We start from the raw sequence: 20,781 nt of genomic DNA, 5'->3' as shown, positions 1-20,781 counted from the left end.
GATCAGTCCGCCGTCAACATTCCGGCCTCGACGAAATCGACGATGAACTGCTCGACATGGTCGGTGATCTCGTCTGCGGGAGCATCGAACTGAGCGCACAAAGCCTCAACGATCGCGTCGACTTCCATCGGCTCGGGACCCAGGACCTCGACAATCGCCGACGCTGTCTCGTTCAGTTCGTACATCACCCCTTTGGCCCGGTCGAACAGCATGGTCAAGCCCGAGGTCGTCTTCCGGCATACGGCATGCGGCTGAAGTGCCACATTGGTGTGCGCAATCTGTCTGGAGGGCAAGGGATTCCTCTCTATCGGTTCGGCTCGGCACGCGGTGCGCGGACGGACGGCATCGGCGATCCACACACCGCGACACCAGATCAGCAGTGAGTTCGGACGTTGCGAGCACGCCATTGAGGCCGGCGCCACGGTCGCTTGGCCATTCGATTCCTCCCTTCTCCGGTCAGAGCACCCACGAACGGTGCCGAGATCAGACTCACCCGAGCACCGAACACTCGATAGACGAGAGCCGGGCTCACCACTGTGAGAGGCGTCAACATGCTCGTCCGTGCTGGTCACGCGCGCGTCGTGCGGATGGATGTCACTGCGGCGGAGACGAACTCACACCTTGCGCGCGGCGGAATTGTTCACTGCGGTGACGTTGTCACCGGCTGGAGCTCAGCTCAGGGCCCGGCTAACGTACAAGGGTTGTTGTAGCGCGGGTTCAACTGGTGCAAGGGGGCTCAAAACAATATGGGCGACAAGGCATCTCGGCGGCCTGACTCAGGCTGCGCTGAGCGGGTGCGAACCAAGTACCTGCAACAGCTGCACCAGAGCGAAGACCTCCGCCTCGAACTCCTGCATACCATCGCCCAAGAGATCACCGACCAATGCGGCCACGGGGCATTCAAGGCACACCGCCTGGCGTGGGGATGGACCGTAGCAGAGGCTGTCGAGCAGTTCCACCACATGTGCCGCCGAGAAAAGCTCAAGCCCCGAGGGCTTGTTGCCCGCTCCTGGATGGAATGGGAAGCCGGATCACGCCCGAGCTTCGACTACCAGGACCTGCTGTGCCGCTTATTTCGCACTAACCCCGTCCAGCTCGGTTGGGCAGCAGACTACGCGCCAGAGAACCGCGTCATCACCACGACATCCTGGTCCCTGCAAGAGACTCTGTCGCCCACGGTGCAGCAACCGGCACGAGTGCTGATGCAGCTCCCACCCGATACAAACGACTTCACCGGTAGAAGCGACCAAGTCGCTCACCTGATCACTATCCTCGGCGACTCGTCCGGCACCGGCGTGCCGATCGCCACCATCTCTGGTCAAGCAGGAATCGGCAAGACCGCGCTGGCTGTTCACGTCGCACACAAGGTCGCCGACGTATTCCCGGACGGGCAGCTCTACGCCAACCTGCGTGGCGCGGAAGCCAGACCGCTCGACCCCAGCGAAGTCGTCGCCGGATTTCTACGTGAACTCGGCGTCGATGGCACAGATATCCCACAAGACGTCGACGAACGCGCCAGACGATACCGCGCCTGCCTAGCGGGCCGCCGCGTTCTGGTACTCCTGGACAACGCCACCGACGAAACACAGCTTCGCCCACTGCTTCCCGGCACCCCCAGCTCAGCGGTATTGGTCACCAGCCGATCACACATGACGGCGTTATCAGGCCCGCACGCCGTGCATCTGGGTGTCCTGCCCTCGTCTCACGCGATCGACTTGCTCACCACACTGATCGGAACCAAGCGCGCCTCCGCCGAACCCGACGCAGTCGCCGAGGTTGTGCAGTTGTGCGGATGCCTGCCGCTGGCGCTTCGTATCGCCGGTGCGCGCCTGATGTCCCGACCGAGCTGGAGCGTGGCATGGTTCGCTGGACGACTCGCGGACGAAAGCCGACGGCTCGACCTGCTCAAGGCCGGCGATCTCGAAGTCCGTGCATCGTTTGCACTGAGCTACGAAAGCCGCAGCAGCGAAGAACAATCGGCCTTTCGCATGCTGGCCCTCACCGCAGCTGCTTTTCCGGCATGGAACGTCGCCGCTCTTCTCGGCACCGATATCGATGATGCTGAACAACTGCTCGAGAGTCTGGTTGATGCCCAACTCGTCGAGATCGCCGGTGCCGATAACTCGGGCAGGATCCGCTACCGGCTACACGACCTCATCCGCGACTTCGCCCGAGAATGCTCCACTGCGTTCGACACCGACGACACCCGCCGAAGCGCCGCGCAGCGCCTCGCCAATGACTATCTGAAAGCTTTACAGCGCACCGCTGTGCCATCACAGCCGGGTGCCTCGACCGGACCGTCCGCGCTCGCCGACGTCGGGGAAACCGATCCCCGGCGCTGGTTCGCCGCCGAGCAGACGAACGTGGTCGCTGCAATCGAGCTGGCGCACAGTCACACCCTGTGGGAGGAAACGTGGCAGCTCAGTGAAGCCCTGGCGCCGATGTTCGACTGGCGCGCAGACTGGCAAGCATGGGCGCGCACACACAACCTCGCCCTCGATGCCGCTCGCAGAATCAATAACCAACGGGCACAAGCAATCACGCAACGCAGCCTCGGCGCCCTCTACCGCGAACTCGGGCGATATTCCGAGGCCGCAGACCTGCTGACCCAAGCCATCGAAATCTTCGACCGCCTCGACGACCGCCACCTATGGGCAGTCACCATGCGAAATCTCGGCGACACCCGGCGGTACCAGGGGCGCCTCCACGATGCCCTCACCGCATTCTCCGATTCCCTCGAAGTCCTGCAAGCACAGGGCGACTCACGGTCGATCGCCGGCGCTCTCAACGGAATGGCCGACGCAAACCGAGGTCTCTCACGCTGGGAAGACGCACACCGCCATTTCGAATCCAGCCTGAGCATCTACCGTTCCCTGGACGACCGCCTCGAAGAAGCTCGCACACACATCCGGTATGGCCTGGTGTACCGGGACCGGTGGCACAACGACCACGCACTACAAACGTTCGAACATGCCCTGAGCACCTTCCGGGAGCTGGACGACCAACGTTGGCAGGCCCGAGCACTACGCCACATCGCCGTCGTACACCGCAACGAAGGAAACTACGACCACGCTCACACAGCCTTCGATGATTGCCTGGCCCTGTTCGACCAGCTCGCCGACCGCCGAGGCACCGCAGTCACTCTCCGCAACCGCGGCGACGCCCACCGCCTCGCAGGTACCCGAGAACACGCGGTAGCCGACCTCAACGCCGCGCAGGAAATCTTCGACGCGATCAGTGACCATCGCTGGGTCGCTCGAACGCAACTGAGCATGGCCGATCTCTACCGCAACGACCGCCAGTGGGATCAGGCCGAACACCAGGTCAACTCGGCCCTGCAAGCGTTCCGCAGTATCGGCGACCGCCCGGCGCAAGGCCGCGCCCTGCGACAGCTCGCACTCGTGTACCGCGACACCGGTGACCTTGACTCGGCGCTGACTGCGCTCACCGAGGCACAGAACATTTTCACCGAACTCGGCGACGAATTATGGACCGCACGAGTGCAGGCCAGCCGGGCACGCACAACCGAACGCCGAGGGGAAGACCCAACCCCAGAAATGGCCACAGCCCAGGCGATCTGCCGTAGGAGCGGAATAAGTACCGAACACCGAATCGAGATGGTGTTGAGAGAATGGTGACGATGCGCGAGCTCCAACACAACACAACACGATACGAACAGATCATGCGAGAGCACTCCACCCACTCAGGAGACACCGCAGACCTGCTCTACAACGCCAGCCGCCATGCATGTGCCACCGTGACCGCGACAATCGAACACGACCAGGTCATTCGCGATGTCGCGGCCGGTGTCGCCGCCCCCGCACTGCTCAGCGCCGTGGTCTGGATGCTGCACGAAGCACAACACCGCAACCTTGACCGGCTCAGGTTCCTATCGCGCGACGGCCAGGTGCTCTACGAACTCGCTCGTCGCCTCGGCCCCACTCTGGCCCCAAAGCTGGATCTGGAATACATCTACAGCAGTCGGCTCACCTGGAGCCTCGCCGCCACCGATCCAAACCACTTGGACGACACGTCGTGGCTGTTCAACAGCTTTATGAAATCAAACGCCCTCGACCTATGTACCCGACTCGGCCTGCCGATGGAGGACTACATCGAGACTCTGCTCACCGCCGGCGTATCCCTCAACCCGGACAGCCGCGCCGACCGCACCGAACAAGCCGAGGCCATGCGCCGCTTCCTGCGGACAGACGAAATCAAATCCACGGCGTCTCAACGGATCACCGAAACAAGGCACCTATTGATCGAATACGCCCGCCAGCATTCCCTGGCCGATTCCCGCACCGGCCTCGTCGACGCAGGGTGGACCGGCCGAATGATCGGGTCGCTCGTCACCGTCTGCGAAGAAGCCGGTTTCGAACGCCCCCACGTACTGTTCTGGGGCCACGAACCACGCCCGACCGGCTGGACCGACCCAGACCGTGTTGCCGCATACATGTACAACACGGCCACCCACCAGGGAACGCACTGGCGGGTACCGGACGCACCGTTCGTCGTCGAGACCTTTTGCATGGGCGACCACGGGATCGTCTCCGGATACCAACGCGCCCCCGCCGGACACGTAGAACCAATTCTCCAGTCCCACAACAACCGTCCCGCCGAAGATTGGGGCCTGAACATATACCGGTCGACCCTGTACGCCTTTGCCGACGCGGTGACCGACCTGACCGACAATCCGCGGCCACTGATCCACGAATTGATGAACACCTTCTGGTGTCACCCGACCGCGGCCGAGGCAGCAGCCTGGGGTGCATATCCGTACGACAGCGACCCCGCAGGTACCGCTGTCCGCCCACTTGCCCGCGCATTGAGCGTGCAGGGGCCGGATCGCGGCGACAGAGCTTGGCTCGCCGGTTCGCTGGCACTCAGCTCAGACAGCGCGCGCGGCAGATACTTGTCGAGTGCACCACCAGCGGAGATCACAGGAGCGCCCGCTTCCGACTGAATCGATCGACCTGAGCTTTGAGCCACCGGACCGGTCACACTCCGGCTCCGCCGTCGAGGCCGAGTTCGCGGAACCGCGCGGTGCCTGGCCGACACCACGGCGGTCGGGCCAACCGGAACCGCCTTGGGTGAGGTGGTCAGCTCTGATGTGCAGCCTTGGGAACCATGAGGAGAGGGCAGAGTGATGGGCAGGATCGAGTACTACCACGACCCGAAGGCACCCAAGCCGAATTCGCTTGTGGTGGCGTGTAATCTGCTCGTCACCGACGACACCGGAGCGATTCTGCTGCAGCGCCGCCGTGACACCGGCCAGTGGGCACTGCCCGGCGGCGCGATGGACTTCGGCGAAACCGCTGGCGAGTGCGCGATCCGTGAATGCCGCGAGGAGACCGGCATTACTGCGGAGATCACCGGATTCCTCGGCATCTACAGCAACCCCAATCACATCGTCGCCTACACCGACGGTGAAACCCGCCAACAATACGAAAACACCTACATCGGACGGCCCATCGACGGCGAACCCACGGTCAACGATGAAGCGGACGGTGTCGCGTTCGTGCCATCCGAAGAGCTGGACCAGTACGACATTCATCCGAGCATGCGTCAGCAGATCCGCGACTTCCTGTCCGGAAATTACCCTTACCTCGGGTGAGCTGTCGGCGCTCTCGACTCGACTGGCGGTCGCCAGAATCCGCAGTGCATTGCGGTGGTCGATTGCCTTCGCAGGAGCTGGGGCCATTGCGAGAATCGACCGAAAGGGCGTGTCATCGCCACGGTCAACCTCACCGACCTCGGTCAAGTTGACCATAATCGTCTCAGAATTCATGGACAGGAGCGCCCGTGAACATCACTCCCCTCCGCGTCGAACACATCGACAAAGTTCACGACCTCATGGAGCTCGGTGAACCTTTCATCCGAGTCCGCGGACTGTCCGACTACTGGCTCTACGCCAAACTGTTCTCTTCGACGTGCCCGGTCATGATCGACGAGGACAACACGCTCACCGGGGCGGTGATCGCGTTCCGCAGCCAGGACAACGCGGGCGAGGTCTACATCCAGGATGTCATGGTCCATCCAGGCCATCGGCAGCAAGGCATCGCTCGCGCCTTGCTGCACAGCGTGCGCGTTCAAGCCGAAAGATGGCGCTGCACAAGGATTTACTTGACGTCCGATCCGGAAAATCACGCAGCACACTCCGCTTGGATCGAACTCGGCTACGTCAATATCCCAGGCAACCACCAGATCGACGACATTTCGGTCATCACCGACTACAAAGGACCTGGTCGCAGCCGTGCGGTCTACGAATTCAACTTGGGCTGACAACCTTGACCAGAGGCAGGCCAGGTCGCTGGGGTCATGACACCGGGCGCGGATGCCCGGCCAGCCAATTCACCGTCACGGAGATCGCTTCGTTTTCGCGTCTACGCGAATCGAAACCGTGGTCCGAGCCGAGCACCGTATGCAGCGCCGTGTTCGGCCGAACTGTCACGGCTTCGGCAGCTATCGGGTACGACACTGCGGTGTCCTGGTCACCGTGCACGACCAGCGCGGGCACATCGACAGCCAGGAACTCCTCCAGCGGCCGGTACCTGGCAAACTCGCCGAACAGCACTCTGCCCAGCTCGAACTGGCCATCGACAAGCAGAAACCCCTTGTCTTGCAACGTTTTCTGCTGTGTGGTCCCGAAATTGTCTATACCCCAAGCGAGTTCGGGCTCCAGGAAAGTGTTGCGCAGGTCCAGCACGGGGTTCCACAGCACCAGCCGATCCAAAATTTCTCCCAACCACGACAGGGACAGCAATGTGGGCACCGCGCCGAAGCTGGCCGCAACAATCGAGACCGGCCCGGCGAACCGTCTGCGCACCCATTCGATCACGGCTTGCAGGTCCAGGCATTCCCCGGCGATCGTCATGCCCCGCTGCGCTCCCCCGCTTCCGCCGTGCCCGCGGAACGAGAACCGCACCACCTCGAAACCCACGCCAGCCAGCTGCTGCGCGAGCCGCACGAACATGCCGCCGCCCTCGTCCATATCAACGGTGAGGCCGTGCACCAACACCACAACACCCCGGCGGACCGGCCCGATCGGCGGATCGACCACCACCTGCAACGGGATGCCGTCGACCGACCTCACTTCGACACGTTCCACCGATCAGCTCCCCCATTCGATCTCAGATGTCGACCACGAAAGCGTCCACCATTCCTGCGCGATCTCCAAGCACCTCTCCAGCCGTCGCTGACGGTACGGCCCGAGTGCGTGAGTAACTGGCGGACTTCACCGCCAGCCGCGGCGATTCATCCGCTCGAAGTAGGCGTCGTCCGCCGCTTGGATTTCTTGCTCGGTCATCGCACGGGGAGGTGGACGTTTGCCCTCTGCTCCTCCGGTGATCATCCGCCGGGCTTCCGTCATGGTCGCAGCGATGCGAGGATCACCGGTCAGGGGCCGGGCCGCCTCCCCGGCCTGCCGTGCCGCATCAGCCTCGGCATGCTGGATGGTCTCCAAAAGCACATGCGCCAAACGCTTCTCCCCGAGTCCCAGCGCTCGTGCGGTCAACCGAATGTCCTGCACGTGACCTTGCGCATCAACGGTGACGCCGAGTTCGCCATTGCGCGAGGAGGCGCGGACTCGTATACGGGCGAGAGCAGCGTGGACTTCGTTGACCTTTCGCTGCATCTCTGCAAGAGCGGCACGTTGCTCGGCTTCGAAGCCACGAAGATCGGCCATCGCTACAGCTTGCCCTCAGCACGCATCTGGGCTCGTTTTCGCTCGATCTCGACATCGAGCCTCCGATTTTCCTCGCGAATGGAGCGACTTCTTTCGAAACTATCCCACAGCCACTGACCGAAAGAGCCAGCGAGCTTTTGCACTTCCGGATGCCCCTCTTGATAGAGGAAAACGCCAGGCGATTGTCGTTCGAGGAAATAGACGATGTAGCCCTGATGATGCCCGAAAAAGAATTTGTCCTCAAGAGTGAGGTTCTCTTCTTCGTCTCGGGAAATGTCCTCGGCGACCTCGCGAGCCTCCAGGTACGCCGGAAACGGGATCGCCCGGCCCTGGAACAGGGTCCCCGGGTTCCTACCCATAACCTGCAGGAAGGCGAGGTAGTCGTCGGGGAGGGCGAACTCTGCTGTCGCGGTTATCTCGGCGATCTCGGTTGGGGTGCATCCGATGATGTCCGACGGAGTGCAGTAGCCCGACTCGACCATGGCAGCCGCGAGTCGCTCCATCTCCCGCAGGCTGTGGGTAGTTGGCTCAGGGGTTGGTGTAGGTGACATTCAGCTTCACTCCCGGATACTTTTCCTCGAACTGCTTGATCACGCTGGCACAAGCATCGCACGGCTTGTTCTCGGTGTACAAATCTATTACCCCCTTCGAGTCCGGCGTCAACCGAGTGGAAAGCTTTTCGAGAATCTTGTATTCGGAATCCGTCGGCCGGTAGGTATCACCGGACTCATCACGCGGATTGAAAGTCGGCTTTTCGGGCACCTCCACAGTGCCAGGCGGCGACCCCTTACCACTGACGGACTCCAGCTCGCGAGAGGGAATGAACTGCCCATCGATCTCCCCCTCAGCAACAGCGATGTTCTTCCCCTGCCGGATAGTATTGCCAGAGCTCGACAGGCGATCCCGAACATCCTGCGCAGCCTGCTCACCATCGAATTCAGCGACCGTGTCCTTGTCATCCCGAAACGGTTTGGTCGGATGCGCAGGCCGCGTCGCCCCACCCGGTCTCGTGTTCGAATAAAACGTATTCGGTTGCGCATCCAGCAACGGCTGAACACTCTTGATGACCGCCGGTGCCGCTCCCACCGCAACCAGACGAGCCACCGGCATCGCCGCCGCCACGAACGCCGCGAGCTCATCGATAATCGTGGCGACCCGCGCACCCGTGGCCGCCGCACGAGCACCGGTGACCACCGCGCCACCCGCACCACCCAAAGGCCCGCCAGCGAGCCACCCGATCCCCTCTACCACACCCGCGATCGCCAAGAACTCGCCGAGCTCCTGGAAGATCTTGGTATGCGCGGTATCGATCGCTTGCGCGTAATCAGTTGTCGCGTAACTGAGTTCGTTACATTGACCGATCACGTTGTCGATCGCGGTATCGACGATATCGATCTGCGCAAGGATCTGGGCCACCTCACCACTGGCCTGCTCGCTGACGATCCGGCGAGCCCCCGCGACCGCGGCCTTGATGCCCTTCATCCCGAACTCCACAGCCGTCCATGCCGACGACAACGCCCGCAGGCCATCGCTGTGGCCGTTCGGCCACATCCTGCCCTGCACCCACCGACTGATCAGCCCCCACCCCAACGGCGCATCGGTGTCACCCCCGTACGCGCCCCTGAACGCAGGCGCATCGAAATGCGCAGTCGCCGCAGGAGGTTGAGCCTGGTTACCGGCCTTCGGATCGTAGTGCGAACCGTTGTCGGCATTCGCGTGGTTGACGCTGGTGACCTGCAACAGGTCGTTCAGCTTGCCCAGCGAGTTGACCACCGCCGTGGCGGTGGCGACCGCGTTGGACGCGGCGGGATCGTACTTGTCGCACCACTTGTGCCCGGAATCATCGGTCCCGCCGCAACCCCAATGCGAATCCAGCACTTTCGCCAGCGATCGCACCACCGACGCGGCCGCGTCATGGTTGGCGCTGTACAACTTGCCCGCCGCGGCGAACGCGCCCGGAACGACACTGATCGTCGAACCCGTCAAGGCCACATCCGCATGTTGACATCCACTGCACCGGAATAGTTTCCGTGCGCACGCCTCAACGCGGCCTGCAACGTCGTCAACGCATCCCGCATCGCCGCGGTATCGCCATTCCAACGCTCCACGAACCGCTGATGGCCAGTCGCGGCCACCCCGGTCCACTGCGCATGCAACTGCTCCACACGCCGGCCGATCGCATCCACCCGCGCCTCGACCTGCGCATCCAGACGCTTGGCGTCATCGATCAGGCTCTGCAACTCGGTCAGATCGACCCGAAACGGCTCGCCGCTCACGAGATCTCCGGCAGGTCAAGGCTGCTGGTCTGATGGCGCATCGCAGCCGACGACGTCGAATCCGTCTCGACGAAACCACCCACCACCTGCCGCAAAGCCGCCGCGTCCCCCTTCAGCGCCGCCACAACATCATTGGCCGAAGTATACCAATCCACCCACGGCTGATCATGCGAATCCGCAGCCTTACCAGACCAATCCCCACCGACCACCGCCCGCACCCGCTTGAAGAAAGTCTGAATCTCCTCATCGAACTCCGCCGCAGAATCCTCGATCCACTGCGCCGCAGCACGAACTTCCTCTACCGGAACCGACGCCCCCTGACTGTCACCCACCCAATGAGACTACCGAGCACCGACGATCGGCGGCGACCAACCGAAGTTCATGTGACAGCAGACATCCCCCAGTGCGAGCCGAGAACCGCAACTGTTTCTAATCGAAGGACTCGAGCGGCCCACCGTAAGACACTGCGGCGGCTGGAACGTCTCTCGGCGCCAGAGTCCGGTCGAGGGCCCGGACACCGAGAGGTGTCCTACCGAGCTGGCAGGCGACTATCGATCAGCAATCGTCCTCGTTGCGGTCGGCGGCAGCGTCTGCTCGATCGGCGAATCCGCCTGTGGCCGTGTCGCTGTCGGGGTCCCGTTCAGGAGGGGAGGCACTCAGGCGACGTCGGTGCTGAGCGCGACCAAGGGCGTCGGCCCGGCGCTGATGGTGAGGGCCGTGACCGCTTCGGCGAGTACCAATTCGACCTCGGTCGCGAAGTCGGTCACGGTCTTGTCGATCTTGGTGGCCTCACGCCGAATTACGTCGGCGGATTTCTTTGCGGTAGCGAGCTTTTCAAGCTTGGACAGTGCGCTCTGCACCTTCTCGGCAGCGGTCGCCAACTGTTCGCCGCCACTACGCGCGACCACCGTCACGCTCGCTGCGCGCATCAGCAACACACACGCGCGCAACAGGTCCGGCTCGTCAGTGTCGGGATCGAAGGCGAGCACCACCCGGCGCGGGCCGAGCACCCGCAGCGTCTCACCGCCGTTCTGTTCCGGCGACCGCACGATGCCCAGGGATGCGGCGGCCTGGCGGTTGCGTTCGGCTTCGACGAGGTAGTCGTTCCAGCCCGACCGCGGGGAGTCGGTCATCTCGACCACTACGCGCGCGCCCTCGGCGGTGGTCAGCAGGCCATCGCCCTTCTTGCAGCGCGGCAGCGCTCCGACAATCGCGCCGGTGTCGTAGTACTCGTCACCGAGACCGGCCGCGATGGGTTCCATGAACCGGTGAATTCCCGCGGCGAACGAGTCGCCCTTACGCGGGGTCGTCGAGATGAGAGCCGCCTTCGCCTCCCGCACCTTCAGCGCGGCTGTCATCTCCTCGAACCGCTTGGCCAGGTCGGCGTGGTTGGCCATCAGCAGATCGCTCATCTGGAGCTGGCGAGCATCAAGCGCGGCCGTGTGCTTGGCGATCGGCGAAGTCGGGTCATTCAAGTCGAACTGCCTGGTCGCAGTCGCGATCAGTTCCTGAGTGCCGGCGGCGGCCTTCATCGTCAGTTCGGCGCTGAACTGCTTGAGTACCGGTTCCAGGCGAGCAACCAACTCCGGATCCGACCCGCCAAAGAGCCGATTGACCTGATCGGTGATGTTGGCGGTGGCTGAGTTGACGGTCGCCGCCATCTCCTTGCGGCAGTTCGCATCAGCCTCGGCCAACGCCTTCTTGGCGGAATCAACTGTCTTGGTCATTACCGCCGAGGCGTCCTTCGCGGCCTGGCCGGTCAACTCCGCTGCCCTGGCTGCCGACGCGGCAGCCTTCTCACCAACCTCAGCGACCATCCGTTCCAATTCCTTGGCATCGCTGGCCTGACCGGTGGCGGCGAGCGCGACGGCGCCGCATTTGACCACCTCGGTGATGAACGCCGACAGGTCGGCGACGGCCAGGGTCTCGGTGTCGTCGACGATCGGACCCCGATGCCCGCTTGTCCAGCGCTGAGCCTCACGCAGGACGTCTCGATCACGCAGGATCAGCTGCTCGATGGCCAGGGCGGTGTTGTTGTCGGTGAAGTGCGCGTTACGGTTCATGGTTCTCCTCGCGAGGGCGCGTTTGGGAGCGGCACAACTGGTTGTCGCACCGCATGGTGATAAGTGGCTTCTCGATCTAGGGCAGGCCGAGGGTGAATGTTGTTCTTAGACTGAATCTTCCGGTTGATGCTGCCCGGTCATGGCGGTCCTGGCTGGTGAGATGCCAGCCCTGACACAGCGGGCACGGATAGACCCGTTGTTCGCGCCTGTTCGGGTTCGATGCGTCGATCCCGACCAGCGCGAGGTCGGCGTCAGCGACGGTGAAGTACTTCAGCTTCCCCGACCCACATCGAGCGATCCGGACCAGCGGCGGCAGCTGCGCCAGATCCGCGCCGGTGTGCAGGTCGAGCTTTCGGCGCACCGCCGCCAATCGGGGCGGGTACTGCCGACAGGGACGGTGTGTGCGATGTCCGCTCATGGTGACCTCCTCGCTCGGTGTGCGGTGTCAGATCACCATGAACTAGCCGCCAATCGTTGTCGATGCATTTCGCCGATAAGCCCGATTATCAGAGTTTCTTCTTTATGACTTTCACCGCAGGGCGTAGCGTCGATGCCGATTCACGAGGAAGACGAAGGTTACCCATGGACCAGCCGACCACCGAACCAACGCTCACGCTGCAAGACATCGCCGACCTGGCAAAAGTCGAGCGGGCTGTGGTGTCGATGTGGCGTAACCGGGAGTCGGTTCGTGGGCAGCTCATCCCGTTTCCGCAGCCGGTCGCCCAGGTCGGCGGCATCGCTCGGTTCGACCGATCCGAGGTGGTCGACTATCTCGAACGCACCGGCCGGGGCAAGAACGCCGAAACCCGCTTGGATGCCGCAACGGTCGGCGCTCCCGAAGGCTGGTCCCTGGAAGACCTGGTGACGTTGCTGTGCATGCGACACCTGGCCGGCGACCTCGCCCACCTGACCGACGAGGAATGCGTCGACCTCGCCCAGGAGCTCGATCCCGCCGACGAGTCATTCGCCAGCGAGATCGCGGCCCTGGCCGATACCGGCGCGGCACGAGTGTTCATCGACGGCTTGATGGCGGCGAGCTTCGGTGGAGCGGACGCCCTCGCCAAGCTCGAATCCTCCCGTGCCGGACGTGAACTCGCGCTCCGGGACCTGACCTCGGACGCGATCGAACTGCTTGGCACCATTATCGGCGCGTGTCGAACCGAACTGGGTACCGACGGTGTGCACCTGGTCTCCGGCGGTGACGCACCGACGGCGGTGCTGGCTCTGTCCGACGCGGACCCCGAACTCGAGATCCACGCGATCGGCGAGGGTCGCGACGCACGTGCTTTGCGACGCCGCATGGTGATTCGCGAACAGGAACACACCATAGAGGTCGGTCCCCGAGTCCGGCTGCTGTCGGTGGTCGGCACCGAATCAGCTAAGGCCATCGACGACGTCGACTACACGCTCCTTGGGCTCGAGAAGAACGAGATCGCTGTCATCATCGGCTCGGCCGCAGTATTGTGCGACGCGATTCCGCGCGCCGGGAGACGGCAGGACACTTTGGAGGGTAAGCGCGCGGAAACCCTAGGTTCTGGTGGCCTCATCGCCGCGTTCAAGCTGCCCCGCGGGCTATGGAAGGAAGCGCACCGACAAGCACTCGGAGTCTGGGTATTCCACGGCGGCGCTAAGACCAGCCTTCCCACTGTAGCCGACCTCAGCACCGTGCGGCCAACTGAGCTCGACCACGACGCTCTCGCCGCCGACTTGGCCGCAGCGTTCGGCGATCGCACCGACCGGGAAGCGCGCGCCTACCGTTACGGCAAGGAAGTCCCGCTCAGCGACATCCGAGCCGGACACGCGGTGGTGGCACCGGGTGCTGTGGCGGTGCGGCTGCGCGCGCCTGAGACGATCGACGACCTGAACCGCGTGTATACCGCCACCCTGATCACCGCCGAACCCGATCCGGGTTTCGACGTGCCCGCCGGGGCCGCGGCGAGCTCACGCGAGATCGTCCAGCGACCACTCAGCGAGCTGTCGAGACTTGGGCTGATACACCTTCGTACCGGCAATCGGATTGACCAGTCACACGGCAGTCCGGAAGGCACTGTGGCAGTGTTGTCAGCACACCACGGTGTCGAAGCGTTCCGGCTCGACCCGTTGGACGCGCAACGTCTTTATCCGCGCGCGAACCGCACCGAACCCGGGGATGTCGTATTCAGCGATCACGCGCCGCGCGCGATCGTCGACCCTACTGGCGGGAGTCGGGTGCTGTCACCGTCGCGGATCCTCCGACTGGCACCGGGCGCCGGGATCGGGCCGTACATCTTGGCCGCGCTCATCAACGATATGCCGGCCCACCACACGGACTGGCGTGCCTGGACGGTGCCACGTCTGCCCGACGAGGAAGTCGAGCGTCTGGAGTCGGTGCTCGCCGAGGCCGCCGATTACACCAGACGCCTGCGCGCGCGGCAGGATGCGATGGAGGATCTGTGCCGCGCCCTTATCAGCGGGATCGCCGCTGGCACGGTGAGCCTGGATGTCCAAGCAACGGTTGGAAACCGGGCATGAAAGACATTGTCCGACAACGAGGAGAGGAGTCCAGGGTGCCCCCGAGGACGCGGAAAACCGATGTTGCGCAAGCACCATCGACCATGAAGGAGCTCAAGGACACGCTATGGAAGGCGGCCGACAAACTCCGCGGGTCGCTGTCGGCGGCCCAGTACAAAGACGTGATCCTCGGTCTGGTGTTCCTCAAGTACGTCTCCGACGCCTACGACGAACGCCGTGAGGTCCTGCGTACCGAACTCGGCGGCGACAATGCCGATCCCGTGCAACTCGAGATGGACCTCGACGACCCCGACGAATACCAAGGCTACGGGGTGTTTCTGGTGCCCGACAACGCGCACTGGGACTACCTGTCGAAGTACGCGAAAGGCCGCAACGAGCCCGGCCAACCGCCGAAGTCGATCGGCCTGCTCATCGATGAGGCGATGGACGCGATCATGGGAGCCAACGAATCCCTGCTCGGCACCCTCCCCCGCATCTACAACCGCGACAACATCGACCAGCGACGCCTGGGCGAGCTGGTCGACCTGTTCAACAGCGCCAGGTTCAGCCGCCACGGCAACCAGAAAGCCCGCGACCTGATGGGCGAAGTGTATGAGTATTTCCTCGGCAATTTCGCCCGCGCCGAAGGCAAACGCGGCGGCGAGTTCTTCACCCCACCCAGCGTGGTCCGCACTATCGTGGAAGTGCTCGAACCGAACCGTGGCCGCATCTACGACCCGTGCTGCGGGTCGGGCGGCATGTTCGTGCAGTCGGAGAAATTCGTCGAATACCACGAGGGCGACGCCCAAGACCTCGCCGTCTACGGCCAGGAATCCATCGCAGAGACCTGGCGGCTGGCGAAGATGAACCTTGCCATCCACGGCATAGACAACAAGGGCCTCGGGGCAACGGCAGGCGACACCTTCGCCCGCGACCAGCACCCCGGCGTAGCCATGAACTATGTCATGACCAACCCCCCTTTCAACCTAAAGGACTGGACTCGCAATATCGAAGACCCCCGCTGGGTCTTCGGCGTCCCACCGGCCAACAACGCCAACTACGCCTGGATCCAACATGTGCTCTACAAGCTGGCGCCGAACGGGTCCGCAGGTGTGGTGATGGCGAACGGGTCGATGTCGTCGAACTCCAATGGAGAAGGCGACATTCGCGCTCGCATAGTCGAAGCGGACCTGGTGTCATGCATGGTCGCCATGCCCACCCAGCTGTTCCGGTCGACCGGGATTCCGGTGTGCGTATGGTTCTTCGCCAAGGACAAGAAGGCCGGGCATGGTGGAACTGTGGACCGGACCGGGGAGGTGCTGTTCATCGACGCCCGGGAGCTCGGGTACATGGTGGACCGAGCCGAGCGGGCATTGTCGGATGGGCCCGACGGAGACATCGCGAAGATCGCGGACGCATATCACGCTTGGCGGGGGACGAAGTCTGCTGCAGCGAAAGGGCTACCGTACGAAGACATTCCGGGGTTCTGCCGGTCAGTCACGACGGACGAGATCAAGACAGCAGGGTATTCGCTTACGCCCGGCCGATATGTGGGTTCCGCAGAGCGCTTGACCGATGATGAGCCGATTAACGAGAAAGTTGACCGCTTGCAGCGCGAACTGCTGACCGCGTTCGATGAATCTTCACGACTTGAAGCCATCGTGCGCCAAAGGTTGGAGTCGCTGAAATGACGTGGCGAAATCTCGTACTGGGAGACTCGTTGGAGCTACTGATCGACAACCGCGGAAAGAACCCTCCTTTCGAGAAATCGGGCGTGCCTGCGATCTCGGGAATGTCCGTGAAGCCAGGTCGAATTGACTTTTCCGAAGCTAGGCGCGTCTCGGAAGAGACCTGGAAAAAATGGATGCCGGAGCCGACCCGGCGAGACGACCTAATCTTGACTAGCGAAGCACCTCTTGGAAGGGTCGCACCAATTCGTGACGACAGCCCAGTGCTCATCGCGCAGCGCGTCTACTGTTTGCGTGGACAGCGTGGTGTTCTGGACAGCAAGTTCCTGTATTATGCCTTTCAAACCGATGCGGTTCAGGCCGACCTCAGCGGTCGGGCTTCGGGTACGACCGTTCTCGGAATTCGCCAGCCAGAATTGCGTAAGGTAGTTATCCCGGCACCCGGCTACGATGAACAGCGGGCGATTGCGGAGGTGTTGGGGGCGCTTGATGACAAGATCGCCGCGAACAAACGCATTTTTGACCTTGCTTCCAACCTGGCTGCAGTTATGTTCCAATCAGCGATCGAGGAGTCGGATGCGATGACTCGGTCCAGCATCCGCACGCTTTCCGCTGAGGGGGTGCTGACCTACGGCGACGGCTACCGCACGAAACGAGCCGAACACGGTCAGCCGGGAATGCAGATCGTTCGCGCTGGTGACATTCGCGACGGGCGTGTGGTTCTCGGTGGCAGCGATTTCGTCAGTAGCGACTATTCGGGTAGCGTCGGACCCAAGATCTGCCGACCGGGCGATGTCGTCCTGACGACCAAAGGCACCGTTGGACGCGTCGCTACCATTCAGAACGACATCGGGCCCAGCGTGTACAGCCCGCAACTCTGCTACTTCCGAATGGCGAAAGAACAGAGCCGATTGCAGCCTTGGTTCGCAGAATGGTTCCGCAGTGCTGACAGGATTCGCCAGACTGACATTGCGATGCACAAGAGTGACATGGCTCCCTACGTCAACCTTCAGGATATCGGTGCACTACAGGTTCCAATACCTAATGATGATTTGCATTGCTCGATAATCGAGCAGCTAGGCTCCTTACATCAATTGGGCCATGCTATGACACGAGAGAATAGGGTTCTTGCGAATACTCGCGATGAACTCCTTCCCTTTCTCATGTCCGGAAAACTCCGCGTCAAAGATGCGGAAAAGAAAGTGGAAGCGATAGCCTAATGACCGAAAATGTCGGTGTCAGTGAGAACCAGCTCGAACAGATGATGGTCAAGCGGTTGGGGGATTTGCACGGGTGGCAGCCGTTGGCTGGCACCGACATCGCCCCGGGTAAGGATTTGGGCCGGGAGTCCTGGCAGGACCTGGTTTTGCAGGGGCGTCTGTTGGAGCGGATGCGGCTGCTGAATCCTGGTGTGCCGGTGGAGTTTCTGGAGCAGGCGCGGGCGGAAGTGTTGGCGCCGAAGTCGCAGGGGGCGATCGAGGAGAACTTCCGGCTGCATCAGATCCTGATCAATGGCTACACCGGGATCAGTTATGTCGATCATCGTGGGGTGGAACAGAATCCGACCATTCACTTCATCGGTGGGCAAGTCGAGGACAACGAGTTCCTCGCGGTCCGGCAGGTCGATGTCCGGTCGCGTGAGCACCGGCGGCGATTCGACGTGGTGCTCTATCTCAACGGTCTGCCCGTGGTGATCGTCGAGTTGAAGAACCCCGGTGCGCAGGCTGCCGACCTGGCGTCCGCGCACGCCCAGCTGGTGACCTACCGCGACGAGTTCCCGATGGCGTTCCGGTTCACCGTGCTCACCGTGATCAGCGACGGTGTCACCGCCCGCTACGGCACCCCGTTCACCTCGTTGAACCACTATTCGCCGTGGAATGTCGACGACAGCGGCGAGCCACTGGCCCTCGGCACGCGCATCGAGGACGATGACGCTGGCATCCAGTTGGAGTACCTGGTCGACGGAGTGCTGCAGACCGAACGGTTCCTGCAATTGCAGCGCGATTACGTCGCCTTCGACAAGACCCCACAGGGCCTGCGGAAGCGAATTGCCAAGCCGCACCAGTACTTCGCGGTGTCCAAAGCCGTCGGGTGCACCATCGAGGCGATGCGCAGCAACGGCAAAGCCGGGGTCGTCTGGCATACGCAGGGGTCGGGCAAGTCGATGGAGATGGAGCTCTACACCCATCTCGTCGGCACCAAGCCACAGTTGAAGAATCCGACCATCGTGCTGGTCACCGACCGCACCGAACTCGACGGTCAGCTCTACGCCGCGTTCTCGAAATCTGCACTGCTGCAGGAGGAACCGAAGCAGATCGGCAGCCGAGCGGAATTGCGGACCGCGCTGGCGGACCGGCAGACCGGCGGGATCCTGTTCACGACATTGCAGAAGTTCGGGTTGACCAAGCAGGAGAAGGAATCCGGGCTCGAGCACCCGCTGCTGTCGGACCGCCGCAACGTCATCGTGATCGTCGACGAAGCCCACCGTAGCCACTACGACGACCTCGACGGGTACGCCGCGCACCTGAAGTCGGCGCTGCCCAATGCGACGCTGATCGCGTTCACCGGCACCCCGATCTCGTTCGAGGACCGCAACACTCGCCATGTCTTCGGCGAGTACATCGACATCTACGACCTCGCTCGCGCCGTCGAGGACGGAGCAACCGTGCGGGTTATTTTTGAACCGCGGCTGCCTGAGGTGAAGGTCGCCGCCGAGGTCACCGATGCCGAGATCGACGGCGCGGCCGATGCCGCGGTGGTCGGCTTGGACGACATCGAACGCCGACGCATAGAACAGTCGGTGACTGTGCTCAACGCCCTCTACGGGGCACCCGAGCGGTTGAAGAAGGTCGCCCAGGACCTCGTCGAGCACTGGAAGAACCGCCGCGCGGTCATGGACGAGTACATCGGTGGCAACGGCAAAGCGCTGATCGTGTGTGCGACCCGTGAGATCGCGGCGAATCTCTACGAGGAGATAGTCGCGCTCGAACCCGAGTGGGAATCCGACGCGCTGGACCAGGGCGTGATCAAGGTCGTGTACTCCGGCAGCGCCAAGGACCCGCAACCGATCCAGAAGCACGTGCGGCGCGAGTCGCAGAACAAGGCGATCACCAATCGACTCAAAGACGAGAACGACCCCCTCGAGCTGGTGATCGTGCAGAACATGCTGCTCACCGGTTTCGACGCCCCGCCCCTGCATACCCTCTACCTCGACCGGCCGATCCAAGGCGCGCTGCTCATGCAGACCCTGGCCCGGGTCAACCGAACCTTCGCGGGAAAACAGGACGGCCTGGTCGTCGCGTACGCACCGATCGCCGACAACCTCGAAGCCGCACTCAAGGAGTACACCCGCACTGCGGGCCGCGTACAGCCCGTTCAGTCGACACCCGACCAGGTCATCGAACTCACCCGGCAACTGGTCGCCCAACTGGACGCCCTGTGCGCCGGCTATCCGTGGTGGACGAAACTCGTCGAAAAGCCCGGACAATTCATGCGCGTCGTCACCAGCACTCTCGAGTACCTTCGATCTCCCACCACACCCGGCAACCAGGTCCCCGCCGGCGACCCGACCCTCGCCGACCGGTTCCGCGACCTAGCCAACCAACTCGGCCGCGCCTGGGCGGTCAGCCGAGGCTCGGAAACCCTGACCGACCTGCGACCCAAAATCCAGTTCTACGAACAGGTCCGGGTATGGATGGCCAAATACGATGCCGAACAACGCAAAGCCGAAGGCCGACCGTTGCCCGCCGACATCAAACGTGCCCTCGACAAGCTGCTCGCCGACTCCACCGCCTCCGGCCAGATCATCGACATCTACGCAGCGGCGGGCATGCCCAAACCGTCGCTGTCCGACCTCACCGTCGACTTCGAGCAGCAGGCACGCGAAGCCGAACATCCGCACCTGGCGATTGAGGCTCTCCGCGACGCTCTGACAGCCGAGGTCAGCCACAGCACCCGCAACAACCTGGTCCGACAGAAGGCATTCTCTGAACGCCTGCGCGAACTGATGAACAAGTACACCAACCAGCAACTCACCTCCGCTCAGGTCATCTCCGCACTGATCGAGCTCGCACGGGAAGCGGCGAGAGAACGCGACCGCGGGGCGACCTTCAACCCACGCCTGGACGAAGACGAACTCGCCTTCTACGACGCCGTCCACGAAAACGAGTCCGCTGTCATCGAATTGGGCGATGATATCCTCGGCGATATCGCCCGAGAACTGGTCGCCGTGATGAAGCGTGACGTAAAGACCGACTGGACCGTCCGCGACGACGTCCGCGCCAAACTCCGCTCGACCATCAAGCGCCTACTCCGCAAGTACGGCTACCCGCCGGACAAGCAGCCCGCCGCCATTCGGCAGGTCATCGACCAAATGGAAGTACTGGCACCGAAGTACGTCGAGGACAAGCGCCTGGCGACACCATGAGGACAACATCGACAGGCTCGTAGGGGTGGAGGCTGCCGCGACGCCGCCACCGACACACGGCAACAACCGCTGAAGAACGTGGGAGGGAGCCACGTTTGGCGATCAACCGTTGTACCGTGGGCCGCATGCTTGAGCAGTAGCTCCGAACGTAGTG

The 20,781-nt window shown here is 62.9% G+C and carries 17 protein-coding genes; 8 read left to right on the top strand and 9 right to left on the bottom strand.

Going from position 1 to position 20,781, the window contains the following annotated elements; all coding sequences use genetic code 11:
* Window positions 1-2: 2 nt before the first annotated feature.
* Window positions 3-359, bottom strand: a complete 357-nt coding sequence (locus NM2_RS50515; RefSeq protein ID WP_169816345.1) for an HPr-rel-A system PqqD family peptide chaperone — start codon at window positions 357-359, stop codon at window positions 3-5.
* A gap of 435 nt (window positions 360-794) precedes the next feature.
* Between NM2_RS50515 and NM2_RS42620 the strand changes: the two genes are divergently transcribed.
* From NM2_RS42620 to NM2_RS42605, 4 genes are all read left to right on the top strand, one after another.
* Window positions 795-3,638, top strand: coding sequence for an ATP-binding protein (locus tag NM2_RS42620; RefSeq protein ID WP_169816344.1), 2,844 nt, complete (start codon window positions 795-797; stop codon window positions 3,636-3,638).
* A 2-nt stretch (window positions 3,639-3,640) separates the two neighbouring features.
* The gene (locus tag NM2_RS42615; protein WP_157121795.1) at window positions 3,641-4,963 is read left to right on the top strand and encodes a hypothetical protein; all 1,323 of its coding nucleotides are present in this window, start codon (window positions 3,641-3,643) and stop codon (window positions 4,961-4,963) included.
* Window positions 4,964-5,146: 183 nt separating this feature from the next.
* The gene (locus NM2_RS42610) at window positions 5,147-5,614 is read left to right on the top strand and encodes an NUDIX hydrolase (protein ID WP_067682365.1); all 468 of its coding nucleotides are present in this window, start codon (window positions 5,147-5,149) and stop codon (window positions 5,612-5,614) included.
* Window positions 5,615-5,802: 188 nt separating this feature from the next.
* Complete coding sequence (locus tag NM2_RS42605) at window positions 5,803-6,282, top strand: GNAT family N-acetyltransferase (protein ID WP_067682362.1); 480 nt, start codon at window positions 5,803-5,805, stop codon at window positions 6,280-6,282.
* A 34-nt stretch (window positions 6,283-6,316) separates the two neighbouring features.
* Here NM2_RS42605 and NM2_RS42600 read toward each other — a convergent pair whose 3' ends face one another.
* The 8 genes from NM2_RS42600 to NM2_RS42565 all read right to left on the bottom strand — a co-directional run bounded on the left by NM2_RS42600 (window position 6,317) and on the right by NM2_RS42565 (window position 12,441).
* Window positions 6,317-7,060, bottom strand: a complete 744-nt coding sequence (locus NM2_RS42600; protein ID WP_245718512.1) for an alpha/beta hydrolase — start codon at window positions 7,058-7,060, stop codon at window positions 6,317-6,319.
* 174 nt (window positions 7,061-7,234) lie between these two features.
* Window positions 7,235-7,684 (bottom strand): YbaB/EbfC family nucleoid-associated protein, encoded by a 450-nt coding sequence (locus NM2_RS42595; RefSeq protein ID WP_067682357.1) that lies wholly within the window; start codon window positions 7,682-7,684, stop codon window positions 7,235-7,237.
* A 2-nt stretch (window positions 7,685-7,686) separates the two neighbouring features.
* Window positions 7,687-8,187 carry an SMI1/KNR4 family protein gene (locus tag NM2_RS42590; RefSeq protein WP_067682354.1) on the bottom strand — a complete coding sequence of 167 codons (501 nt, stop codon included), beginning with the start codon at window positions 8,185-8,187 and terminating at the stop codon, window positions 7,687-7,689.
* Between the two features lie 25 nt (window positions 8,188-8,212).
* Window positions 8,213-9,676 (bottom strand): deaminase domain-containing protein, encoded by a 1,464-nt coding sequence (locus NM2_RS52770; RefSeq protein WP_067682352.1) that lies wholly within the window; start codon window positions 9,674-9,676, stop codon window positions 8,213-8,215.
* Window positions 9,667-9,960, bottom strand: coding sequence for a WXG100 family type VII secretion target (locus NM2_RS42580; RefSeq protein ID WP_067682349.1), 294 nt, complete (start codon window positions 9,958-9,960; stop codon window positions 9,667-9,669). Before NM2_RS42580 ends, NM2_RS52770 begins: the two co-directional genes overlap by 10 nt.
* Window positions 9,957-10,292 (bottom strand): WXG100 family type VII secretion target, encoded by a 336-nt coding sequence (locus NM2_RS42575; RefSeq protein WP_067682346.1) that lies wholly within the window; start codon window positions 10,290-10,292, stop codon window positions 9,957-9,959. Before NM2_RS42575 ends, NM2_RS42580 begins: the two co-directional genes overlap by 4 nt.
* 324 nt (window positions 10,293-10,616) lie before the next feature.
* Window positions 10,617-12,023 (bottom strand): Fis family transcriptional regulator, encoded by a 1,407-nt coding sequence (locus NM2_RS42570; protein ID WP_067682343.1) that lies wholly within the window; start codon window positions 12,021-12,023, stop codon window positions 10,617-10,619.
* Window positions 12,024-12,099: 76 nt separating this feature from the next.
* A complete protein-coding gene (locus NM2_RS42565; protein ID WP_157121791.1) occupies window positions 12,100-12,441 on the bottom strand; it encodes a hypothetical protein in 342 nt (113 codons plus the stop codon).
* A gap of 62 nt (window positions 12,442-12,503) precedes the next feature.
* Between NM2_RS42565 and NM2_RS42560 the strand changes: the two genes are divergently transcribed.
* From NM2_RS42560 to NM2_RS42545, 4 genes are read left to right on the top strand one after another with little or no spacing between them, the layout of a single operon-like run.
* Window positions 12,504-14,534 carry a hypothetical protein gene (locus NM2_RS42560; RefSeq protein ID WP_157121789.1) on the top strand — a complete coding sequence of 677 codons (2,031 nt, stop codon included), beginning with the start codon at window positions 12,504-12,506 and terminating at the stop codon, window positions 14,532-14,534.
* Between the two features lie 35 nt (window positions 14,535-14,569).
* A complete protein-coding gene (locus tag NM2_RS42555) occupies window positions 14,570-16,204 on the top strand; it encodes a class I SAM-dependent DNA methyltransferase (protein WP_067682335.1) in 1,635 nt (544 codons plus the stop codon).
* A gap of 29 nt (window positions 16,205-16,233) precedes the next feature.
* On the top strand, window positions 16,234-17,421 hold the full coding sequence (locus NM2_RS51120; protein ID WP_218026106.1) for a restriction endonuclease subunit S: 1,188 nt from the start codon (window positions 16,234-16,236) through the stop codon (window positions 17,419-17,421).
* Complete coding sequence (locus NM2_RS42545) at window positions 17,421-20,627, top strand: type I restriction endonuclease subunit R (protein WP_067682329.1); 3,207 nt, start codon at window positions 17,421-17,423, stop codon at window positions 20,625-20,627. The genes NM2_RS51120 and NM2_RS42545 overlap by 1 nt, the downstream gene beginning before the upstream one ends.
* Window positions 20,628-20,781 lie beyond the last annotated feature (154 nt).

The sequence above is a fragment of the Nocardia miyunensis NBRC 108239 genome (assembly GCF_001613065.1).
In the GTDB taxonomy this organism is placed as follows: domain Bacteria; phylum Actinomycetota; class Actinomycetes; order Mycobacteriales; family Mycobacteriaceae; genus Nocardia; species Nocardia miyunensis.
Note: the sequence above shows the minus strand (reverse complement) of the source record. Positions and strands in the feature narration are given on the sequence as shown.